Genomic DNA, 21,411 nt, shown 5'->3' on the forward strand with positions numbered 1-21,411 from the left:
CCCGGACGGCTCAGCGGGCGAGCGGGAGCGACGCCTTCACGCGCGTCCCGAACCCGCGCCGCGACGCGATCACGAGCCGCCCGCCGGTCAGCGCGACCCGCTCGCGCATCCCGGTCAGGCCCGCGCCGCCCAGCGTCAGGCGCGGGTCGAAGCCGAGCCCGTCGTCGACCACCTGCACGTCGAGCGCGCGGGCCGAGCGGGAGATCGTCACCGCCACCCGCTGCGGCTCGGCGTGCTTGGCGACGTTCGTCAGCGCCTCCTGCGTCACGCGATACGCGACGACCTCGACGTCGCGCGGCAGCCGCTCGTCCGGGCCGAGGTCGATCCGCGCCTCGATCGGGTACGAGCCGCGCTTGCGCGTGCGCTCCACGAGCGCGCGGACGGCCGGCTCGAGCCCCAGCTCGTCGAGCATCACCGGCCGCAGCTCGTTGATGAGCCCGCGCAGCCCCGCGATCTCGTCGGCCAGCCCGTCCGCCGCCGCCTGCATCGCCGCGCGCGCGTCGGCGTCGTCGTCGGCCAGCGCCACCGTGAGCCCGATGCGCAGCACGCCGAGGTCCTGCAGCGTCTCGTCGTGCAGCTCGCGCGCCCACCGCCGCCGCTCCTCCTCGGTCGCCGCGAGCGTGCGGCGCAGCCGGTCCTCCTCGATCAGCCGCGAGCCCGCCACCGCCGACGACGCGCCCGCCGCGAACGACTGCAGGAGCTGCGTCGCCTCGGCGTCGAACCCGCCGCTCGCGCTCAGCCCCTCGATCGCCACGAGCATCCCGACCGGCTCGCCGCGGAAGACCATCGGCGCGACCAGCCCGCCCTGGTCGGCGCGGCCGATGTCGCTGTCGGCGCTGAGCAGGTCGCGGCGGACGAACGAGTCGACCGCGCGCGGCTGGCCGTCCGCGAGCGCCTCGGCGAGCACCGTCCGCTCCCCGACCGGCAGCCGCAGGCCGCGGATGTCGCGCGCGAACGGGCCGGCGTGGGCGGCGACGACCAGCTCGTCCCCGTCCACGAGGAGCGCGAGCGTGAAGCGGGCGTCCACCAGCGCGAGCGCCTCGCCGACGATCCGGTCGAGCACCTTCGAGATCTGCGGCTCGCGCGTGACCGAGTCGGCGATCCGTCCCACCGCGCCGAGCGTCCGGACGGCCCGGACGAGCTCGGTCTCGCGCACGCGCGCATCGTCGACCAGCCGCGCGTTGCTCAGCGCCATGCCCGCCCAGCGGACCAGGACCGCGAGCGCCTCGGCGGCCTCGGCGTCGGGCGCCTCCCCCGCCGCGGTCACGACGCACTGCCAGCCGTGCAGCCAGCGGCCGTCGAGGAGCGGGACGACGAGCACGTCGGCCGGGGCACCGTCCGGGAGCGTCGCGGCCGCGCTGAACCGGTCGTGCTCGTCGGGCCCGCCGCGCGCCGCCGCGTGCTGGTGGACCTCCCACAGCAGCGCCCGCGCGTCAGGCTCGGCCAGGGCGGGCGAGGCGGCGTCACGGCGGGTGGTGAGCAGCCGCGCGAACGCGCCCTGCCGCTCGTCCAGCACGGCGAGCGTCGCCGACGTCGCGCCGGTCACGTCGAGCGCGAGCGGCGGCAGGCGGCGCTCGATGCGGTCGCGGTCCTCGCCGCCGCTGAGCGCGCGGCAGGCCGCGAGGATCCGCTCGGTGGCGCCGCCGGACGTCCCCGGCGCCGTCGACTCTCCATGTCGCTCGATCACGCCTGGTCCCCTTCGGCCGACCCTACCCGCAGCGTGGGGGCCGCCCGTGGCGGGATGAGAGGTTCGCAGCAGCCTGCGGCGCAAGAAACCCCCGCGCGGACGTGCGCTCGATTACGGTCCGCCATGGGTCATGTCCAGGTCGTTGGAGCGGAGCCGCAGGCACGGAGGCGGACCGGTGTCGCACGGGCACAACAGCGCCGACGGGGCGCACGAACCAGCGGACGCGCAGGTCGCGCACGACCTGCGCGACGGGCTGTCGCTGGTGCGTGCCGCGGCCCAGCACGCGCTCGCCACGCCGCACGGCGTCCGCACGTGGCGTGAGGAGGTGCTCCGCATCGAGGCGCAGGCCGTCCGGCTCGGGCAGCTGCTCGACGGGCTCGCCACCGACGGCGGCCACGCACGCGACGGGGCCGTCGCGCCGTCGGTCTACCGCGCCGGGACGGGGGAGCGCGAGCTCGTGCTCGTGGTCGACGACGAGGAGGCGATCTGCGACCTCGCGGTGCGCGCGCTCGACGACCGCTACGACGTCGCGGTGACCGGCACGGCCGCGGACGCGCTGCGGCTGGCCGGGGAGCTGCGCCCGCGGCTCGTGCTCGCGGAGGCGGCGCTGCCCGACGCGCGCGGCGAGGTCCTGCTGGAGCGGGCGCGCGAGCACGAGGCGCTCGCCGACGTCCCGTTCGTGCTCATCCCGGTGAACGGCAGCCCGGGCGAACGCGACCGGATGCGGCGGCGGGGCGCGAGCGGCGTGCTGTGCAAGCCGTTCGGGGCGACCGAGCTGCGCGCCGAGGTCGACGCGGTGCTCGCAGGCCGGACGGCGGCGCCGGCGGTGACGGCGGTGCCGCAGCCCGTGACCGACCAGGTGATCGGCGAGCGGGCGCTGGAGGTCGTCGTGCAGGACCGGTTGTGGCGCGCGGCGCGCGAGCGGCACGCGGCCGCGCTGGTGTGCGCGCGGGTCGCGCCGGCGGCCGCGGGGGACCCGCTCGACGCGCTCGACGCGGTGCGCGCGGACGAGGCGCTCGACCGGCTCCGCGGGCGGCTGCGCGCGTGCACGCTCCCGCACGACCTGCGCGCCCGGCTCGACGGGCGCCAGCTCGTGGTGCTCTGCCAGCGGCCGGCGCTGGCGCAGGCCGGGCGGCTGGTGGAGGAGACCGTCGCGGCGCTGCGCGACGAGCTGGAGGGCGTCGAGGCCGGCGGCCTGGCCCTGCGGCCGGCGGACCTGAGCGCGCGCGAGGCGCTCGCCCGGGCCCGCGCCGCGCTCAGACGGTGAAGACGACCTTGCCGACGAGGTCGCCGGCGTGCATCGCGGCGAACCCCTCGCGGGCGTCGGCGAGCGGCAGCTCACGGTCGATCAGCGGCTTGAGGTCGCGGTCGACGAGGAAGCGCGTCAGCCGCTCCAGCTCGTCCCGCGTGCCCATCGTCGAGCCGATGATCGACAGCTGGAGGAAGAACGTGCGCGCGAGGTCGTTCGGCGGGGTGAGGCCGCTCGTCCCGCCACTCACCACGAGCGTCCCGCCGGGCTTGAGCGACTTGAGCGAGTGCGCCCAGGTCGCGTCGCCGACGGTCTCCATCACCGCGTCGACCCGCTCGGGCAGCCGCGCGCCGGTCTCGAACGCCTCCGCCGCGCCGAGCTCGACCGCGCGTCGGCGCTTGGCCTCGTCGCGCGACGTGGCCCACACCCGTGCGCCGGCCGCGCTGGCGAGCACGATGAGCGCCGTGGCGACGCCGCCGCCCGCGCCCTGGACGAGCACGGTCTGGCCGGGCGTCACGCGCCCGCGCGTGAAGAGCATCCGGTAGGCGGTCAGCCACGCGGTCGGCAGGCACGCGGCCTCGGCGAAGCTCAGCTCGGCGGGCTTGGGGGCGAGGTTGCGCCGCGGCACCGCGACCCGCTGCGCCATCGCGCCCGGGTGCTTCTCGGAGAGCAGCGTGCGCTTGGGGTCGAGCGTCTCGTCGTCGCGCCAGTCGGGCGTCGAGATCACGGCGTGGACGACGACCTCGTTGCCCTGCTCGTCGACGCCGGCCGCGTCGCAGCCGAGGATCATCGGCGTCTGCTCGGCGCGGAGCCCGACGCCCTTCAGCGACCACAGGTCGTGGTGGTTGAGCGCGGCGGCGCGGACGTCGACCGTGGTCCACCCGTCGGGCACTTCAGGCTCGGGGCGCTCGTCCACCGCGAGGGCGGAGAGCGGGTCGTCGGGATCGATCTTGGCGGCGTAGGCGGCGAGCATGTCGGTCGCCTACCCCAGCACACCTCGGAGCACGTCGAGGGCCCGGCGGCGGTGGGCGTCGAGCTCGTGGACCAGCTCGTCGGCGTCGGTGGCGTCGATCGCGGCGAGGATGCGGTCGTGGGCTTCGAGCGAGCGCTCGCGCTCGGCGGGGGAGTTGTAGTAGAGCGCGCGGTAGGCCTCCGTCGAGTCCCACAGGAGCTTGATCAGCCGCAGCGCGTGCGGCTGGTCCGGCGCCTCGAGGATCGCGAAGTGGAACCGGCGGTTGGCCGCCAGCTCGGCCTGGACGTCGCCGGCCTTCGCGGCCTGCGCGCACTCGCGGGCGGCCGCGCGGATGCGCTCGCGCGCGTCCTCGTCGAGGGTGGGGAGCGCGTGGCGCGCCGCGCGCTCCTCGAGCAGCTGGCGGAGCCCGTAGATCTCGTCGAGATCCGCGACGTTCAGCTCGGTGACGAAGTAGCCGCGCCGCGGGATGTACGTCAGCTGGCCCTCCTGCTCGAGCGCCTGGAGCGCCTCGCGGACCGGCCCGACGCTGACGCCGATGCGCGCCGCCAGCTCCTCCTGGTTGACCCGCTTGCCGGGCGCGAGGTCGCCGGCGACGATGAGGCGCCGCAGGTGCGCGAGCGCGTGCTGCTGGGCGGTGCCGAGCGGCTCAGGTGTAGCTGTAGAGGCCACGGCCCGTCTTCCTCCCCAGCAGTCCGGCGGCGACCAGCCGCTGCAGCAGCGGCGGCGGCGCGAACAGCTGCTCGCGGTGCTCGGCGTGGAGCGTCTCGGCGATGCCCATGACGGTGTCGAGCCCGATCAGGTCGGCGAGCGCGAGCGGGCCCATCGGGTGCGCGCACCCCTCGACCATGCCCTTGTCGATGTCCTCGGCGGTCGCGAGGCCCTGCTCCAGCATGCGGATCGCGCTGAGCAGGTACGGGATGAGGAGCGCGTTGACCGTGAAGCCGGCGCGGTCGGGGGCCGTGATCGGGTCCTTCGCGAGCTGCTCGGTGGCGAACCGCGTGACGCGGGTGGTCGTGCCCGGCGCCGTCAGGAGCGACGGGATGATCTCCACGAGCTTCAGCACCGGGACCGGGTTGAAGAAGTGGAGGCCAAGGACGTTGCCGGCGCGCGTGCCGGTCGCGGTGCCCAGCTCGACGATCGGGATGCTCGAGGTGTTGGAGGCGAAGATCGCGTCCTGGTCCTCCACCACCTGCGCGAGCGTGTGGAAGACGTCGAGCTTCGTCGCCTTGTCCTCCACGACGGCCTCGACGACGAGCTCGCGGTCGGCGAGCGCGTCCATCTCGTGCGTGGTCCGGAGGCGCCCGAGCGCCTCGTCCGCCGCCGCCTCCTCGAGCTTGCCGCGCTTGACCGCGCGCTGGAGCGACTTCGCGACGCGCTCGCGGGCCGCCTCCGCGCGCTCCGGGTTCGCCTCCACGAGGACGACGTCGACACCGGCGCGCGCGGTGACCTCGGCGATGCCGGTGCCCATGATGCCGCCGCCGACGACGCCGGCGCGCGTGATCGGGGTGGTTGCGTCTCCGCCGGTCATCGGAACGCCTGGATGCCGGTGAGCGCGCCGCCGATGACGAGCGCGTGGACGTCCGCCGTGCCCTCGTAGGTCACGACCGACTCGAGGTTGTTCATGTGCCGGATGACCGGGTACTCGAGCGTGACGCCGTTGGCGCCGAGCACCTGCCGGGCGGTCCGCGCGACGTCGAGCGCGGCGTTGACGTTGGCGAGCTTGCCCATCGAGACGTGCTCGGGCCTCAAGCGGCCGTCGTCCTTCATCCGGCCGAGGTGGAGCGCCAGCAGCGTCGCGCGGTTCACCTCCACCGCCATGTGCGCGAGCTTCTGCTGCTGGATCTGCGTGGCGGCGATCGGGCGGCCGAACTGCTCGCGCTCCTTCGCGTAGTCCAGCGCCGCCTCGAAGCACGCGCGCGCCGCGCCGGCCGCGCCCCAGACGATGCCGTACCGCGCCTCGTTGAGGCAGCTGAGCGGGCCCTTCAGGCTCGCGACCTCGGGCAGCCGCGCGGAGTCCGGGACGCGCACGTCGTCGAGCACGAGCTCGGACGTGATCGACGCGCGGAGGCTGAGCTTCTTGTGGATCTCCGGCGCCGTGAAGCCCTTCGCGCCCTTCTCCACCAGGAACCCCGCGTAGCCGTCCTCCGTGCGGGCCCACACGACGGCGACGTCGGCGATCGACCCGTTGGTGATCCACATCTTCGCGCCGTTGAGGATCCAGTCGTCGCCGTCGCGCTTGGCGTGCGTGCGCATCGAGCCGGGGTCGCTGCCGCTGTCGGGCTCGGTCAGGCCGAAGCAGCCGATCTTCTCGCCCTCGGCCATGCCGGGAAGCCACTGCTGCTTCTGCTCCTCGCTGCCCCAGCGCCAGATGGCGTACATCGCGAGCGAGCCCTGGACCGACACGAGCGAGCGCACGCCGGAGTCGCCGGCCTCCAGCTCCATGCACGCCAGGCCGTAGGCGGTCGCCGACGCCCCGGCGCAGCCGTAGCCGGTCAGGTGCATGCCCAGCACGTTGAGCCTGCCCAGCTCGGTCGCCAGCTCGCGCGGGATCGTCGCCTCCTCGAACCAGTCGCCGACGTGCGGCACGACGCGGTCCTGCACGAACTGCCGCACGGTGTCGCGGATCAGCCGCTCCTCGTCGGAGAGGAGGTGGTCGACGTCGAGGAAGTCGCGGGGGCGGATCTCGGCCGGACGGGCGGCGGTGGCGGACATGGCTTGGAGGCTCCTGAATCCCAGATCTTCGAAGATCTAAGATTAGGCGATGGGTCAAGCGCTCGACGAGCTGCACGTGCTCGACTTCTCCCGCGTCCTCGCCGGCCCGCTGGCGACGATGGTGCTCGGCGACCTCGGCGCGACCGTGACGAAGGTGGAGCGGCCGGGCGCGGGCGACGACACGCGCCACTGGGGCCCGCCGTACGACGACCGCGGCGAGGCGACGTACTTCCAGTCGGTCAACCGCAACAAGACGTCGGTCGCGCTCGACCTGCAGACGCCGGAGGGCGCGGCGGAGGCACGCGCGCTCGCCGCGCGCGCGGACGTCCTGGTCGAGAACTTCCGCCCCGGCGTGCTGGACCGGCTCGGGCTCGGGTGGGAGGAGCTGCGCGCGGTCAACCCCGGGCTCGTCTACTGCTCGATCACCGGGTTCGGCCGCAGCGAGACCGGCGCGGCGCTGCCCGGCTACGACCTGCTCGTGCAGGCGCTCGGCGGGTTGATGAGCGTCACCGGCGAGCCGGACGGGGAGCCGCAGAAGGTCGGGGTCGCGCTCGTCGACGTCATCACCGGCCTGTTCGCGAGCGTCGGCATCCTCGCCGCCGTCCGCCACCGCGAGCGCACCGGCGAGGGCCAGCGCGTCGAGGTCGACCTGCTCAGCTGCCTGCTCGCCGCGCTGGTGAACCAGGGCAGCGCGTACACGCTCGCGGGGTCCGTGGCGGGCCGGATGGGCAACGCGCACCCGTCGATCGCGCCGTACGAGCTGTACCCCACTGCGGACGGCGACCTCGTGCTCGCGGTCGGCACCGACCGCCAGTACGCCGCACTCTGCGGCGTCCTCGGCGCGCCCGCCCTCGCGACCGATCCCCGGTTCACCACGAACGCCGCGCGCGTCGAGCACCGCGAAGCCCTCCGGGAGGAGCTGATCGCGCACCTCGCGGCGCGGGGTGCGGCGGAGTGGGTCGAGCGGCTCACCGCCGCCCGTGTCCCCGCCGGCCAGGTCAACGACGTCGCCGGCGCCTTCGCGCTCGCCGCCCGCCTCGGCCTCGACCCGACGGTCGACATCCCCCGCGACGACGGCACGGCCGCCACGCTCACCCGCAACCCCATCCGCCTCTCCGCCACGCCGCCGGCCTACCGCACCGCCCCGCCCTCGCTACCTTCGCCCCATGCCCAAGCGGAGCCGTGACAGCCGCGACACGAACGTCGTCTACTCGACCACCGACGGCGATCTGCGCAAGGCGCGCGCGCCGAAGCCGGAGGGCGCGACCCCCGGCCCGGGCGGCGGGCGCGTGAAGGTGCGGCGCGAGACCGCGGGGCGGCGCGGGAAGACGGCGACGACGATCTCGAACATCGCGCTGGACGACGCCGGGCTGAAGGAGCTGGCCGGGAAGCTCAAGAAGCGGTGCGGCGTCGGCGGCAGCGCGAAGGGCGGCGTGATCGAGATCCAGGGCGACCACCGCGACACCGTCGTCGAGGTGCTCAGGGCCGAGGGCTACGACGTCGTCCTCGCCGGCGGGTGAGCGCGCCCCGTGGCAGGCGACCGGCTGGGGCGGCACCGGCGCGGACCACGTCGAGCCGCCCGCCGTCCGCGCGTACCTCGGCTACCTGCGCGACCGCCCGGACTCGATCGTCGCGGCGCTCGACGACATCGCCACGACCGACGGCGCCACGATCGTCCACTGCGCCGCGGGCAAGGACCGCACGGGCATGGTCTGCGCGTTCGCGCTCGCCGTCGCCGGCGCGCCGCACGCGGCGATCGTGGCCGACTACGCGGCGACCGCCGAGCGCATCGACGCGATCCTCGCCCGCCTCGGCGCCTCCCCGACCTACGCGCCCGACCTCGAGCACACGACGCCCGACCACCACCGCCCGCGCCCCGCGACGATGGCCCGGCTGCTCGCGCTGCTCGACGAGCGCCACGGCGGCGCCGGGGGCTGGCTGCGCGAGCACGGGTTCGGCGCGCGCGAGCAGGCCGCCCTGCGCGCCCGCCTCGCGACCTGAGACTGGCTGCGCGGCCAACCGGCTCGACACTGTGTCAGGATCCCGGCCATGGACGTCCGGGTAGCGATCGTCGGTGCGGGGTTCGGCGGCCTGGGGGCGGCGATCGCGCTGCGTCAGGCCGGGGTCGAGGACGTGGTCGTCCTCGAGAAGGCGGCCGATCTCGGCGGCGTGTGGCGCGAGAACACGTACCCGGGCGCCGCGTGCGACATCCCGTCGTGCCTGTACTCGTTCTCCTACGACCAGCGGCGCGACTGGTCGCGGCCGTGCTCGCCGCAGGACGAGATCCTCGCCTACCTCCACGACACCGCGCGGGTCAACGGGGTCGAGGGCAAGCTGCGGTTCGGCGTCGAGGTGCGCGACGCGCGGTGGGACGAGCGAGCCGGCCGATGGACGCTCACCACGACCGGCGCCGGTGACCTGGAGACCGTCACCGCGCAGGCGATCGTCCTCGCGTGCGGCCAGCTGTCGCGCCCGCTCTTCCCCAACGTCGAGGGCGTCGGCACGTTCGACGGGCCCGCGTTCCACTCGGCCGAGTGGGACCACGACGTCGACCTGGCCGGCAAGCGCGTCGCGGTGATCGGCACGGGTGCGAGCGCGATCCAGTTCGTCCCCGAGATCGCCAAGGTGGCGGGCCGCGTCGACGTCTACCAGCGCACCGCGCCGTGGATCCTGCCGCGCCGCAACAACGCGTACGCGCCGTGGGCCAAGCGCCTCATCGAGTGGCTGCCCGGGCTGCAGTCGACGCGGCGGCTCGGCATCCTCGCGTTCGCCGAGACCGGCATCGCCGGCCAGACGCGCCTGCCGCTCCTGCGCGCGTCGCTCAGGGCGTGGGCGACGTGGCACATGCGCAACCAGGTGAAGGACCCTGAGCTGCGCGCGAAGATCTGGCCCGACTACCCGATCGGCTGCAAGCGCGTCCTGTTCAGCTCGCACTACCTGCCCGCGCTCACGCGGCCGAACGTCGAGCTCATCACCGGCGCGGTCACCCGCATCACGCCCAAGGGCGTCGTCAGCGGCGACGGCACCGAGCGCGACGTCGACGTCGTCATCTACGGCACCGGCTTCCGCGCCCACGACTTCGTGGCGCCGATGGAGGTGCGCGGCCGCGGCGGGCGCGAGCTGAGCGAGGCGTGGCGCGGCGGCGCGCGGGCCCACCACGGCATCACGGTCAGCGGGTTCCCCAACCTCTTCCTGATGTACGGCCCGAACACGAACCTCGGGTTCGGCTCGATCATCGTGATGCTCGAGGCCCAGGCGCGCTACATGGCGGACGCGGTCACGTCGCTCCCCCGCCTCGGCGCCGCGGCGATCGACGTGCGGCCGGACGTGCAGGAGCGGTCGACCGAGGCGGTGCAGGAGCACCTGCGGACGACGGTGTGGACGGGCTGCGAGAGCTGGTACCGCGAGGGCGACGACGGCCGGATCGTCAACAACTGGCCGGGCCAGATGGCGGAGTACGTGCGGGCGACACGGCAGGTCGACCTGTCGGAGTACGACCTCGTCCCGGCCACGAACGCAGCGCCGCCAGCCGCCACTGCAGCCGCCGGTGAGCGCGGCGGGACACCCGCGCCGCTCGGCTGACCGCGGGCGGGGTCGCGGCGGCCTCCAGGCGGCGACGTGCGGCGCGGCCGGCGGGGCCGGCGGGGCCGGCGGGGCCGGCGGGATCGAGCATCTCCGCGACGCGCAGGAGGCGCAGGGACTCCGCCGCCTCGCCGGCGTGGTCGTGGACCTCGGCCAGCTCGAGCGCCGCCCGCGCGGCGAGCGCGAGCGACTCGCCCTCCACGGCCCGGCGCAGCGCCGCGACGGCCTCGGCGCGCCGCTCGGGGAGGGGCAGCAGGAGGAGGCCGAGGTGGATCCACGCGTCCTCGGAGCCGAGCGCGAGCGCCTCGCGGTACGCCGCCTCGGCGTCCGGCCCGCGCCACCACCGGCCGTGCAGCTCGCGCCCGCGCAGCACCGCCAGGTACGCGGCGTGCTCGGCGGCCTGCTCGCGCACGTCGTCGAGCGCCGCGTCGCCCTCCGCGATGGCGAGCGCGCGGCGGTAGCGGGCCATCGCCTCAACCGGGCGCGCGAGGTCCTGCAGCGCGTACCCGGCGTACAGCTCGGCCACGGCGCGGATGCGCTCGGCGGCGAACGTCCCGTCGCCGCAGTACCGCGTGATCAGGCGGTCGAGCAGCGCGAGCGCCCGCGCGGGCGCGCCGGCCTCGCGCGCGTCCCACGCCTCCGTCAGCAGCGCCTCGACCGCTCGGTCGATCTCCTCCAGATCGTCCGTGTCGTCCATGACACCGGAAACGGTACTGTCGCGGTCAAGTTGGTCAGCTGAGCGCGTCGATGTCCGCCTTGGCGTCGCCGAGGCTCTTGCCGGTCTCGCGGCGGTGGAGCTTGATCGCCTCGATCTCCTTGCCCTGCAGGGCGAGGTCGCGAACGGCCGCGGAGACGGTCGGGGAGGCGGTGGGCAGCTCGAGGCCGAGGTGGCGGTAGAGGTTCTCGACGAGGTGCTCGAGGTGGGCGATGCGCGTGAGGTCGGCGGCGTTGCTCATCGCGCGAGCGTACGGATGCCGCGCGCCGCGCTCCAGCTCTCGACGACGAGCTGCGTACGCGCGTCGTTCAGCCCGATGTGGGTCGCCTCCGTGATGTCGAGGCGGAACAGGTGCATCTGCCCGTGCGCCTCGTGCCCCTCGACGACGCGCGCGATCGTGGCGTCGTCGCCGGCGTCGACCGCGCGGCCCGCGACCTTCGCGTCGCCCGGCCACGTGGGCGGGTCCTCGGAGCCTGAGTGCAGCGCGAAGCGTGGGTCGCGCAGGAGGTCGAGCGCCTTGCGCGACTGCCACATGGAGCCGATCCACAGCTCGCCCTCCGCCCAGATCGTCTCCGTGCCCGAGATGCGCGGCGCGCCGTCCTTGCGGATCGTCGCGATCGTCTTGTGGACGTGGGCGTCCAGCCGCGCGCGGACCTTCGCGGCGAGGTCGGGGGCGGCGGCTTCGAAGTCGGACCAGCTCGGCATGCGCGGGAGGATCGGCGCGCCGCGGCGGGCGGTCCAGCGACAGGTCGAATGCGATCAAATGGAGGCGTGGCCGCCGACCGCCTGCGTGACCTGATCGACCTCGTGGTGACGTCGCTGGACGACGGTGCGGACGGGCGGGAGCTGGCCGAGCGCGCGCACTTCTCGCGCGACCACCTCGACCGGCTGCTCGCCGCCGCGACCGGGGAGACGCCGGTGGCGCTGCGGCGGCGGCTGCTGCTGGAGCGGGCGGCGTGGCAGCTGCGGGCCGAGCCGGGGGTGGCGGTGGCGGATGTCGCGGCGGCTGCGGGCTACGGCTCGCTCGCGGCGTTCTCGCGCGCGTTCGCGCGGGCGTTCGGGACGCCGCCGTCGGCGTACGCGGGGCCGTACCGGCTCGACGCGCCGAACGAGATCCACTTCCACCCGCCCGGTGGCCTGCTGCTGCCGGCGGGACGGAGGAGGGGTGGCGACGACGGGGTGACGCGGCGGATGGTCGAGCACCACCTCGACCGCACGCGCGAGCTGCTGATGGCGGCGGAGGCCCTGCCGGCGGAGGCGCTCGCGCGGGAGCTGCGGCCGGGGTTCGTGGCGGTGTGGTTCGAAGGGGAGGAGCCGAGCGCCGCGCTGATGGCCGAGCGGCTCGTGTTCACGCTCGAGGTGTGGGTCGCGGCGATGGGCGGCGAACCACGCCCGGAGACCGCGGGCGAGACGCTCCTGCAGCGGCTGGACCGCACCGGCCCGAAGTTCGCGCGTCTGGCCGCGACCGTCGCGCCGGACGACGCGTTCGTCGACGCGCTCTGCGAGCCGCCCCAGTCGTTCACCTACGGCGGCGTCCTCGCACACAACCTGACGTTCGGCGCGGTCCGCCGCGAGATGCTCGCGAGCGTGCTCGCCGAGCTCGGCGCCACCGGCCTGCAGACCGGCGACCCCGTGCTGTGGGAGGAGGATCGCCTGGAGAAGCTCAAGGAGTGACATCATGTCGCCGATTGACCTCCCGTGCTCCGCTCGCTCCTCCTCGCGGCCCTGACCGCCGCCGTCCTCGGCACCGCCCCCTCGCTCGCGCACGCCGCCCTGTACGACTTCGACCAGACCAACGGGCCGAGCGACGACCCGCGCTTCGAGCCGGTCACGGCGGCGGTGCAGCGCTCGCAGGTCTTCGTCCCGTCGCAGGACGGCCGGCTCTACGGGCTCTACCTGTACCTGCTGCCGGAAGGCGTGCCCGGGCCGATCGTGGTCCAGGTCCAGCCGATGATCGGCGGCGTGCCGACCGGGACCGTGCTGGCGGAGGAGCAGACGATCGACTGGGGCGACCCGGCGCCGATCATCTTCGCCGAGGCGCCGCCCCTGCGGGGCGGTGTGCCGTACGCGATCGTGCTGTCGAGTCCGGGCACCGTCGGAGCCGGCACCCAGTGGGGCGTCCGCATCAGCGACGACACGTACGACAAGGGGACGATGCTCGTCCGCGCCGGCGCCGACCCGTGGACGCCCGTGCCGGCGATGGACTTCGGGTTCGCCTCGCTGATGAACTTCATCCCGCCCGACGTCGGCCCCCCCGCGTCAACGGTGACGCCGGCCGTCCCGAGCGGCGCGACCGGCTGGTGGCACGGACCGATAGGGCTCACGGTGACAGCGAGCGACGGCGCGGGCATCGGCCTCGACGAGACGCGCTGCTGGCTGGATCCGGCGACGCCGCCGGCCACGTTCGCCGCCCCGGGCGGCGGGCCGTGCCCGACGACCGTCGAAGGCGAAGGGGCGCACACGCTCTACGTCGCGAGCCGCGACCTGTTCGGCCAGGCCGAGACGCCCCGCCCGCACGCGCTGAACATCGACGGAACCGCCCCGATGACGACCGACGCCGGCATCGCGCGCGAGCGGACCGCCGGCCCGCAGACGGTCACGCTGACGGCCGCCGACGGCAGCGGCTCCGGCGTCGTTGCGACGTACTACGAGATCGGCGTCGACCCGGCGAAGCCGACCGCCGCGTCGCCGGTCTACGACCCCGCCGGCAAGCCGGTCCTGCGGGACGGCGAGCGCATCCGCTACTTCTCGGTCGACCGGGCCGGCAACGTCGAGCCCTCGACGACCAGCCGCGCCGCCGACGTCGGCTTCCCATCCGCGCCGGCGCCGGAGGTCCGGACCGAGACGCGCGTCGAGACCCGCACCGTCCCGGCGCCGCCGGTCACGACGACGACCACCGCGAGCGCGCGGCTGGGGCCCGGGCGCGCCGTCCGCGTCGCGGTCGGGTGCGGCCGGAGCGCCTGCCGCGCGACGGTCACCGCGGAGGTGCGCACGGGCAAGAAGGTCGTCGCGCGCGTGAAGGCGAGGGCCGTGCAGGTCGCCGCCGGCCGCACGCGGGTGGTGAAGCTCACGCTCACCAGAGCGCAGCGCAAGAAGGCCGGCAAGGCTGCACGCGTGGTCGTGAGCGTCCGGATCGAGGGCACCGCGGCACCGTCAGTGGAGCGCGGGTAGCGGCGCTCAAGCTGTGACGCCGCGTGGCCGATGCCGCGAACGTGCCACGTCTCCTCGCGTTCACGCTCGCCGCGCTCACCGTCGCTGCCCTCGCCGCGCCGCCTGCCGGTGCCATCCCCGTGCGCGACCAGCACAACCCGGTCAGCGGGTCGGGCTCGGTCAGCGCCCTCGCCCAGGACCTCGCGCAGACCTTCGTGCCGAGCGCGGACGGCCGCATCCCGTACGTCGACCTGCACCTCAGCATCTACGGCGACGCGGAGCCGGAGGAGCCGCTCGTCGTCGAGCTGCGCACCGTCGCGGGCAACGTGCCGACCGACCGCGTCCTCGCGCGCGCCGGCGTGAGCGAGGTCGGCTCGCCGCGCCGGGTCACGTTCCCGTCGCGCCCCGCCGTGCGCGGCGGCACGCCCTACGCGCTGACGCTGTCGGCCTCCGTGGACTTCTGGATGGCGCGCTTCGACACCGTGAACGCGTACGCGAGCGGCGCCGCGTACTGGCAGCCGAGTCCGCCGGCGTGGACGTACATCTCCGGCCTGTTCAACCGGGACCTCGCGTTCACGACGTACCTGGACCCCGTCACCGACGCCGCCGCCCCGGCCACGACGCTGGCACCGTCCACGTCGGGAGCCGCGGGCTGGTGGCGCGGGACGGTCGGCCTCGACGTCGACAGCGACGACGGCCCGAGCGGGGTCGGCGTCGACGAGACGCGGTGCTGGATCGATCCCCCGGCCGTCCCGGCGACGTTCGACGCCGCCGGCCACGCGCCGTGCCCGGCGACCCTCGCCGGCGAGGGCGACCGCCGCGTGTGGGTGGCGAGCGCCGACGCCTTCGGCAACGGCGAGGTGCCGCACGAGGTGCGCGTCCGGATCGACGACACGCCGCCGGTGACGCAGCTCGCGGACGGGCCGGAGGTGCCGGTGGGTCCCGTCACGCTGCTCGCGGAGGACCCGGGTGGCTCGGGCGTCGCCGCCACGTACTACGAGATCGGCGCCGACCCCGCGCTGCCGACCGCCGCGTCGCCGCGATACGACCCGACGGACAGGCCGGTGCTGGGCGCGGGCGAGCGGATCCGGTTCCTCTCCGTCGACGCCGCCGGCAACGCGGAGGCCAACGCGACCAGCCGCGCAGCGCCGGCGCCCGCGCAACCCGAGCCGCCCACGCGCGTCGAGACCCGCACCATCGAGGTGCCCGGGCCGCTGCGCGTCGAGACCCGCGCCGTTCCAGCGCCGTCCACCCCGCCCGCTCCCGTCAGCACGACCGCGAGCGCGCGGCTGGGGAGCGGTCGCACGATCCGCACCAGCGTCGGCTGCGGCCCGAGCGCGTGCCGCGCGTCGGTCACCGCGGAGGTGCGTGTCGGCAAGCGCGTCGTCGCGCGGGTGAAGGCGAAGAGCGTGCAGCTCGCGGCGGGCAAGCAGCAGACCGTGAAGCTCATGCTCACGAAGGCCCAGCGCAAGAAGGCCGGCAACACCGCGCGCGTCGTCGTCGTGGTGCGGACCGAGGGCGCGAGCGCGCCCTCGGTGCGCCTCGGCTAGCGCTTCTTGGCCTTCTTGTTCGGCAGGTCGGTGATCGTGCCGTCCGCGACCTCGGCCGCGAACGTGACGGTCTCCGACAGCGTCGGGTGCGGGTGGATCGTCAGCGCGACGTCGCCGACGTCCGCGCCCATCTCGAGCGCGAGGCCGACCTCCGCGATCAGCTCGCCGGCGTTCGGGCCGGTGATGCCGCCGCCGAGGATGCGCTTCGTCTCGGGGTCGTAGAGGAGCTTCGTCGTGCCCGACGCGCCGTCGACCGCGATCGCGCGCGCCGACGCCGACCAGGGGAACACGCCCTTCTCGAACGCCGTCCCGTTCTCCTTGGCCTCCGTCTCGGTCAGGCCGACCCAGGCGACCTCCGGCTCGGTGTAGGCGACCGACGGGATGCCGCGGACGTCGAACCGCGCGTTCTCTCCCGCGATGACCTCCGCCGCGACGTGCGCCTCGGCCGTCGCCTTGTGGGCGAGCATCGGCTGCCCGACCACGTCGCCGATGGCGAAGATGTGCGGCACGTTCGTGCGGAGCTGGTCGTCGACCGGCACGAACCCGCGTTCGTCGACGTTCACCCCCGCCGTCTCGAGGCCGATGCCGGCGCCGTTCGGGGTGCGGCCGACGGCCACGAGCACGCGGTCGAAGACGGCGTCGGGCACGTCGCCGGAGAACGTCGCGTGCAGCCCGTCGTCCTTGGCCTCGATCTTCTCGACCTTGACGCCGAGGTGGATCGCCTCGTACCGCCCCTCGATCCGCTTCTGCAGCGGCTTGACGAGGTCGCGGTCGGCGCCCGGGATGAGGCCGTCGAGCAGCTCGACCACCGTGACCCGAGAGCCCAGCGCGTCGTAGACCGTCGCCATCTCCAGGCCGATGATCCCGCCGCCGACGACGAGCAGTCGCTCGGGGATGTCCGGCAGCTCGAGCGCGTCGGTCGAGTCCATCACGCGCGGGTCCTCGTGCGGGATGCCCGGCAGCTTCACGCTGCGCGAGCCCGTCGCGACGATCGCGTGGTCGAACGACACGGTCGACTCGCTGCCGTCGGCGCCGCGCACCGCCAGCATGTGCGGCCCGGTGAACCGGCCCTCGCCGGTGACGACCTGGACCTTGCGGCCCTTCGCCATCTGCTTGAGCCCACCGGTCGGCTTGCCGACGACCTCGTCCTTCCACGCGCGGATCTTGTCGAGGTCGAGCGTCGGCTCGGCCGCGCCGAAGTCCACGCCGTGCTCGCGCGCGGTCTGCGCCTCGGTGATGACCTTCGCGATGTGGAGCAGGGCCTTCGACGGGATGCAGCCCACGTTGAGGCACACGCCGCCGAGCGTCTCGTAGCGCTCGACGAGCACGGTCTCGAGGCCGAGGTCGGCCGCGCGGAACGCCGCGCTGTAGCCGCCGGGGCCGGAGCCGAGCACCAGCACCTGCGCGTGGACGTCGCCGCGCTCGGTCGCGCCGGCGGACGGGGCGTCGGTGGAGGCCGGGCCGGACGGGGGCGGCGGGACCTTCCCCACCGCGGGAGCGGGCGACTCGACCGCGGCGGGCGCGGGCGCGTCCGGCGTCTCGGCGGACGCGGCAGGCGACTCGGCCACCTCCAGCACCGCGAGCAGCGAGCCCTCGGACACGCTGTCGCCGACGCTCACCTTGAGCTCCTTGACCGTCCCGGCCTGCGGCGCCGGGATCTCCATCGAGGCCTTGTCGGACTCGAGGACGACGAGCGGGTCCTCCGCGGCCACCTCGTCGCCGACCGCGACGAGCAGCTCGGCCACGGGCACGTCGGTGAAGTCCCCGATGTCGGGGACCAGGACGTCGAGGGTGGAGCTCACAGCAGCGCCCTCCGCAGGTCGCTCAGCGTCTTGACGAGGTGCGCGACGAACCGCGCCGCGGCGGCGCCGTCGATCACGCGGTGGTCGTAGGACAGCGACAGCGGGAGCATGAGCCGCGGCTCGAACTCCTTGCCGTTCCACACCGGCTTCATGGCGCTGCGGACGACGCCGAGGATGGCGACCTCCGGCGCGTTGACGATCGGCGTGAACGACGTGCCGCCGATGCCGCCAAGCGACGAGATCGTGAACGTCCCGCCGCTCATGTCGGCCGGGCCGAGCTTGCCCGCGCGCGCCTTGCCGGACAGCTCGGTCAGCTCGCCGGCCAGCTCGAGGATGCCCTTCTTGTCGACGTCGCGGACGACCGGCACCACGAGCCCGTTCGGCGTGTCCGCCGCGAAGCCCAGGTGGTAGTACTGCTTGCGCACCAGCGCGTCGCCGTCGAGCGATGCGTTGAAGTCGGGGAACGCCTTCAGGGTCGCCGCGCTCGCCTTGAGCAGCAGCGCGACCATCGTGACCTTGACGTCCGACTGCTCGCTGTTGAGCTGCTTGCGGAACGCCTCGAGCTCGGTCACGTCCGCCTCGTCGTTGTGCGTGACGTGCGGGATGTAGACCCAGTTGCGCGCGAGGTTCTTCGCGGACAGCCTGCGGATGCGCGACAGCTCGACGCGCTCCACCGGCCCGAACTTCTCGAAGTCGACCTTCGGCCACGGCGCGAGGTCCAGCCCGGCGATCGCGGCGCCGCCGGCCGCAGCGCCCGCCGCCGGAGCCGCGGCCGCGCCGCCGCCCTCCGCGAACGCCTTGACGTCCTCGGGCGTGATGCGGCCCTTGCGGCCGCTCCCGGTCACGCGCTCCAGGTCGACGCCCAGCTCCCGCGCGATGCGCCGCACGGACGGCGACGCGTACACGGGGCCCTCGGACGCCGGCGGCAGCTCGGCGGGCTTGGGCGCCGGAGCGGCGTCCCGCGGGCGCGCGGACGCCTCGGCGCTCACCGCCGTCCGCACCGCGCTCGGCGCGCCGGCCTCGGCCACCGCGGCCTCGTCGACCGGCTGCACGTTCGCGGCGTCGGGCGCCGCGCCGTTGCCGGACGCGGTCACCGCGAGCATCACGACCGGCGTCCCCTCGGACGCCGTGTCGCCGACCTTCAGCAGCACCTGCTGGACCTCGCCCGCGTACGGCGCGGGGACGTCCATCGTCGCCTTGTCGGTCTCGAGCGTGATCAGCGGGTCGTTCTCCGCGACCGTGTCGCCGGGCGAGACGAACACCTCGACGACGGCGACGTCCGAGAAGTCGCCGATGTCCGGGACAGCGACCTGCTTCACGTCCGCCACGGGGCCTCCCCATCGGTGTCGATCTCGTACTTGGCGATCGCCTTCGCGGCGTCCTCGTCGCGGCCGAGCGCGCGGAGCGCGGCGACGGCGACGTGGTGGCGGTCGACCTCGAAGAACCGGCGCAGCGCCTTGCGGTAGTCGGAGCGACCGAAGCCGTCGGTGCCGAGCACCGTGTAGGTGCGATCGCCGATCCAGGGCCGGATCATGTCGGGCAGCTGGCGGATGTAGTCGCTCGCGGCGACGACCGGGCCGGTGCGGCCCTCCAGCTGCTGCTCGACGAACGAGGTCGCGGCCGCGTCGCCGGCGCCGCGCAGGCGGTTCGCCCGCTCGACCTCCATGCCGTCGCGGCGCAGCTCGGGGTACGAGGTGACCGACCAGACGTCGGCGCTGACCCCGAGGTCCTCGCGCAGCAGCTCGGCGCCCGCGAGCACCTCGCGGAGGATCGTGCCGGAGCCGAAGAGCTGCAGGTCGGCCTTGCCACCGGCGTCCGAGACGAGGTGCATCCCGCGCAGGATGCCCTCCTCCGCGCCCTCCGGCATCGCCGGCTGCGCGTAGTTCTCGTTCATCACCGTGAGGTAGTAGAAGACGTCCTCCTGCTCCCCCACCATGCGGCGCAGGCCGTCCTGGATGATCACGGCCAGCTCGTACGCGTACGCGGGGTCGTACGAGATGCAGTTCGGGATGAGCGAGGACTGGATCAGGCTGTGGCCGTCCTCGTGCTGCAGGCCCTCGCCGTTGAGCGTCGTCCGGCCGGCGGTGCCGCCGAGCAGGAAGCCCCGCGCGCGCGAGTCGCCGGCGGCCCAGGCGAGGTCGCCCACGCGCTGGAAGCCGAACATCGAGTAGTAGATGTAGAACGGCACCATCGCCACGCCGTGGTTGGCGTACGAGGTGGCCGCCGCGATCCACGAGCTGAAGGCGCCGGGCTCGTTGATGCCCTCCTGGAGGATCTGGCCCTTCTTGTCCTCCCGGTAGGACATGAGCTGGTCGGCGTCCTCGGGCGAGTACAGCTGCCCGACCTGGCTGAAGATGCCGAGCTGGCGGAACATGCCCTCCATGCCGAACGTCCGCGACTCGTCGGGGACGATCGGGACGATGTGCGGCCCGAGCTCCTTGTCGCGCAGCAGCGTCGACAGGATGCGGACGAACGCCATCGTCGTGGAGATCTCGCGCTCCCCCGTGCCGTCCAGCTGCGCCTTGAACTTCTCGAGCTCGGGGACCGGCAGCGGCGGCGCGTCGGTGCGCCGCTGCGGGAGCGAGCCCCCGAGCGCGGCGCGGCGCTCCTTGAGGTACTGCATCTCCGGCGTGTCGTCGGCCGGCTTGTGGAACGAGACCTCGCGGACCTCGTCGTCGGTGAGGTCCAGGTCGAAGCGGTCGCGGAAGGCGAAGAGCGCCTTCTCGTTCATCTTCTTCTGCTGGTGGGTGATGTTCTGGCCCTCGCCCGACTCGCCCATGCCGTAGCCCTTGATCGTCTTGGCGAGGATCACGGTCGGCTGGCCCTTGTGCGCGCTGGCGGCGGCGTACGCGGCGTAGACCTTCTGCGGGTCGTGGCCGCCGCGGTTGAGCGAGAAGATCTCGGCGTCGGACCAGTCCTCGACCATCCGGGCGAGCTCGGGGTACTTGCCGAAGAAGTGCTCGCGCACGTAGGCGCCGTCGCGGGACTTGAACGTCTGGTACTCGCCGTCGACCGCCTCTTCCATCCGGCGGACGAGCAGGCCGTCCTTGTCGGCGGCCAGCAGCGGGTCCCAGCGGCGGCCCCAGATGACCTTGATGACGTTCCAGCCGGCGCCGCGGAAGTTCGTCTCCAGCTCCTGGATGATCTTCCCGTTGCCGCGGACCGGGCCGTCGAGCCGCTGCAGGTTGCAGTTGATGACGAAGTTCAGGTTGTCCAGGTGCTCGCGGCCGGCGAGGCTGATCGCGCCCATCGACTCGGGCTCGTCCATCTCGCCGTCGCCCATGAACGCCCAGACCTGGCGGTCCGACGTGTCGCTGATGCCGCGCCCGCTCAGGTACTTCATGAAGCGGGCCTGGTAGATCGCCATCAGCGGGCCGAGGCCCATCGACACCGTGGGGAACTGCCAGAAGTCCGGCATCAGCCACGGGTGCGGGTACGAGCTGAGCCCACCGCCGCCGACCTCGGTGCGGAAGCGCTTCATGTCCGCTTCGCTGAGGCGGCCCTCGAGGAACGCGCGGGCGTAGATGCCCGGGCTCGAGTGGCCCTGGATGAAGACGAGGTCGCCGCGGTGCTCGTCCGTCGGCGCGCGCCAGAAGTGGTTGAAGCCGACCTCGTAGAGCGTCGCCGCCGACTGGTAGGAGGCGATGTGACCGCCCAGCTCGGAGCTGGTCTTGTTCGCCTGCAGGACCGTCGCGATGGCGTTCCACCGCATGAGGGAGCGCAGCCGGTGCTCGACCGCGGCGTCTCCCGGGATCTGGGCTTCCTGATCGACCGGGATCGTGTTGACGTACGGCGTGCTCAGGTCGCCGGCGGGGTGCAACCCGCGCCGCCGGGCATCCGCGAAGAGCGCCTCGAGGAGCTCGCGTGCCCGGCCGGGACCGTCGTGACGGACCACCGCCTCCAGGGCCTCGAGCCATTCGGCGGTCTCCGTGGGGTCCGGGTCGACGTCGGGGCGTACGTCACTCGGACTCGTGGACATGCGAGCTCTCCT

The 21,411-nt window shown here is 74.2% G+C and carries 18 protein-coding genes; 8 read left to right on the forward strand and 10 right to left on the reverse strand.

Going from position 1 to position 21,411, the window contains the following annotated elements; genetic code table 11:
• Positions 1-10 precede the first annotated feature (10 nt).
• Positions 11-1,687: a GAF domain-containing sensor histidine kinase gene (locus AC1UE5_RS25310; RefSeq protein ID WP_482928716.1), complete on the reverse strand. Its 1,677-nt coding sequence runs from the start codon at positions 1,685-1,687 to the stop codon at positions 11-13.
• Between the two features lie 175 nt (positions 1,688-1,862).
• On the opposite strand from AC1UE5_RS25310, the gene AC1UE5_RS25315 reads away from it, so the two are divergent.
• Positions 1,863-2,954 carry a response regulator gene (locus tag AC1UE5_RS25315; protein WP_482928717.1) on the forward strand — a complete coding sequence of 364 codons (1,092 nt, stop codon included), beginning with the start codon at positions 1,863-1,865 and terminating at the stop codon, positions 2,952-2,954.
• On the opposite strand, the gene AC1UE5_RS25320 is transcribed toward AC1UE5_RS25315, so the two are convergent.
• The 4 genes from AC1UE5_RS25320 to AC1UE5_RS25335 are packed head-to-tail and all read right to left on the reverse strand — an operon-like array spanning position 2,944 to position 6,621.
• Positions 2,944-3,909: a zinc-binding dehydrogenase gene (locus AC1UE5_RS25320; RefSeq protein ID WP_482928718.1), complete on the reverse strand. Its 966-nt coding sequence runs from the start codon at positions 3,907-3,909 to the stop codon at positions 2,944-2,946. The two genes, AC1UE5_RS25315 and AC1UE5_RS25320, sit on opposite strands and share 11 nt — an antisense overlap.
• A gap of 9 nt (positions 3,910-3,918) precedes the next feature.
• Positions 3,919-4,578, reverse strand: coding sequence for a GntR family transcriptional regulator (locus tag AC1UE5_RS25325; RefSeq protein WP_482928719.1), 660 nt, complete (start codon positions 4,576-4,578; stop codon positions 3,919-3,921).
• Positions 4,556-5,437 carry a 3-hydroxybutyryl-CoA dehydrogenase gene (locus AC1UE5_RS25330; RefSeq protein ID WP_482928720.1) on the reverse strand — a complete coding sequence of 294 codons (882 nt, stop codon included), beginning with the start codon at positions 5,435-5,437 and terminating at the stop codon, positions 4,556-4,558. Before AC1UE5_RS25330 ends, AC1UE5_RS25325 begins: the two co-directional genes overlap by 23 nt.
• A complete protein-coding gene (locus AC1UE5_RS25335; protein WP_482928721.1) occupies positions 5,434-6,621 on the reverse strand; it encodes an acyl-CoA dehydrogenase family protein in 1,188 nt (395 codons plus the stop codon). Before AC1UE5_RS25335 ends, AC1UE5_RS25330 begins: the two co-directional genes overlap by 4 nt.
• 49 nt (positions 6,622-6,670) lie before the next feature.
• Here AC1UE5_RS25335 and AC1UE5_RS25340 point away from each other — a divergent pair, with 49 nt between their 5' ends.
• The 4 genes from AC1UE5_RS25340 to AC1UE5_RS25355 all read left to right on the forward strand — a co-directional run bounded on the left by AC1UE5_RS25340 (position 6,671) and on the right by AC1UE5_RS25355 (position 10,203).
• Positions 6,671-7,807, forward strand: coding sequence for a CaiB/BaiF CoA transferase family protein (locus tag AC1UE5_RS25340; RefSeq protein WP_482928722.1), 1,137 nt, complete (start codon positions 6,671-6,673; stop codon positions 7,805-7,807).
• Positions 7,788-8,141: a translation initiation factor gene (locus AC1UE5_RS25345; RefSeq protein WP_482928723.1), complete on the forward strand. Its 354-nt coding sequence runs from the start codon at positions 7,788-7,790 to the stop codon at positions 8,139-8,141. Before AC1UE5_RS25340 ends, AC1UE5_RS25345 begins: the two co-directional genes overlap by 20 nt.
• Positions 8,142-8,247: 106 nt before the next feature.
• Positions 8,248-8,622: a tyrosine-protein phosphatase gene (locus AC1UE5_RS25350; RefSeq protein ID WP_482928886.1), complete on the forward strand. Its 375-nt coding sequence runs from the start codon at positions 8,248-8,250 to the stop codon at positions 8,620-8,622.
• Between the two features lie 48 nt (positions 8,623-8,670).
• Positions 8,671-10,203: a flavin-containing monooxygenase gene (locus AC1UE5_RS25355; protein ID WP_482928724.1), complete on the forward strand. Its 1,533-nt coding sequence runs from the start codon at positions 8,671-8,673 to the stop codon at positions 10,201-10,203.
• A 731-nt stretch (positions 10,204-10,934) separates the two neighbouring features.
• Here the strand turns inward: AC1UE5_RS25355 and AC1UE5_RS25360 are convergent.
• Positions 10,935-11,159: a hypothetical protein gene (locus AC1UE5_RS25360; protein WP_482928725.1), complete on the reverse strand. Its 225-nt coding sequence runs from the start codon at positions 11,157-11,159 to the stop codon at positions 10,935-10,937.
• A complete protein-coding gene (locus AC1UE5_RS25365; protein ID WP_482928726.1) occupies positions 11,156-11,623 on the reverse strand; it encodes a pyridoxamine 5'-phosphate oxidase family protein in 468 nt (155 codons plus the stop codon). The genes AC1UE5_RS25360 and AC1UE5_RS25365 overlap by 4 nt, the downstream gene beginning before the upstream one ends.
• 66 nt (positions 11,624-11,689) lie before the next feature.
• Here AC1UE5_RS25365 and AC1UE5_RS25370 point away from each other — a divergent pair, with 66 nt between their 5' ends.
• The 3 genes from AC1UE5_RS25370 to AC1UE5_RS25380 are packed head-to-tail and all read left to right on the forward strand — an operon-like array spanning position 11,690 to position 15,618.
• Positions 11,690-12,592, forward strand: coding sequence for a helix-turn-helix domain-containing protein (locus AC1UE5_RS25370; protein ID WP_482928727.1), 903 nt, complete (start codon positions 11,690-11,692; stop codon positions 12,590-12,592).
• 24 nt (positions 12,593-12,616) lie between these two features.
• Positions 12,617-14,089, forward strand: coding sequence for a hypothetical protein (locus tag AC1UE5_RS25375; RefSeq protein ID WP_482928728.1), 1,473 nt, complete (start codon positions 12,617-12,619; stop codon positions 14,087-14,089).
• A 41-nt stretch (positions 14,090-14,130) separates the two neighbouring features.
• The gene (locus tag AC1UE5_RS25380; protein WP_482928729.1) at positions 14,131-15,618 is read left to right on the forward strand and encodes a hypothetical protein; all 1,488 of its coding nucleotides are present in this window, start codon (positions 14,131-14,133) and stop codon (positions 15,616-15,618) included.
• Here the strand turns inward: AC1UE5_RS25380 and lpdA are convergent.
• From lpdA to aceE, 3 genes are read right to left on the reverse strand one after another with little or no spacing between them, the layout of a single operon-like run.
• Complete coding sequence (gene lpdA / locus AC1UE5_RS25385) at positions 15,615-17,420, reverse strand: dihydrolipoyl dehydrogenase (RefSeq protein WP_482928730.1); 1,806 nt, start codon at positions 17,418-17,420, stop codon at positions 15,615-15,617. The two genes, AC1UE5_RS25380 and lpdA, sit on opposite strands and share 4 nt — an antisense overlap.
• On the reverse strand, positions 17,417-18,739 hold the full coding sequence (gene aceF, locus AC1UE5_RS25390) for a dihydrolipoyllysine-residue acetyltransferase (RefSeq protein ID WP_482928731.1): 1,323 nt from the start codon (positions 18,737-18,739) through the stop codon (positions 17,417-17,419). Before aceF ends, lpdA begins: the two co-directional genes overlap by 4 nt.
• Positions 18,736-21,399 (reverse strand): pyruvate dehydrogenase (acetyl-transferring), homodimeric type, encoded by a 2,664-nt coding sequence (aceE, locus tag AC1UE5_RS25395; RefSeq protein ID WP_482928732.1) that lies wholly within the window; start codon positions 21,397-21,399, stop codon positions 18,736-18,738. Before aceE ends, aceF begins: the two co-directional genes overlap by 4 nt.
• Between the last annotated feature and the right edge of the window lie 12 nt (positions 21,400-21,411).

Source organism: Parviterribacter multiflagellatus, assembly GCF_056863265.1.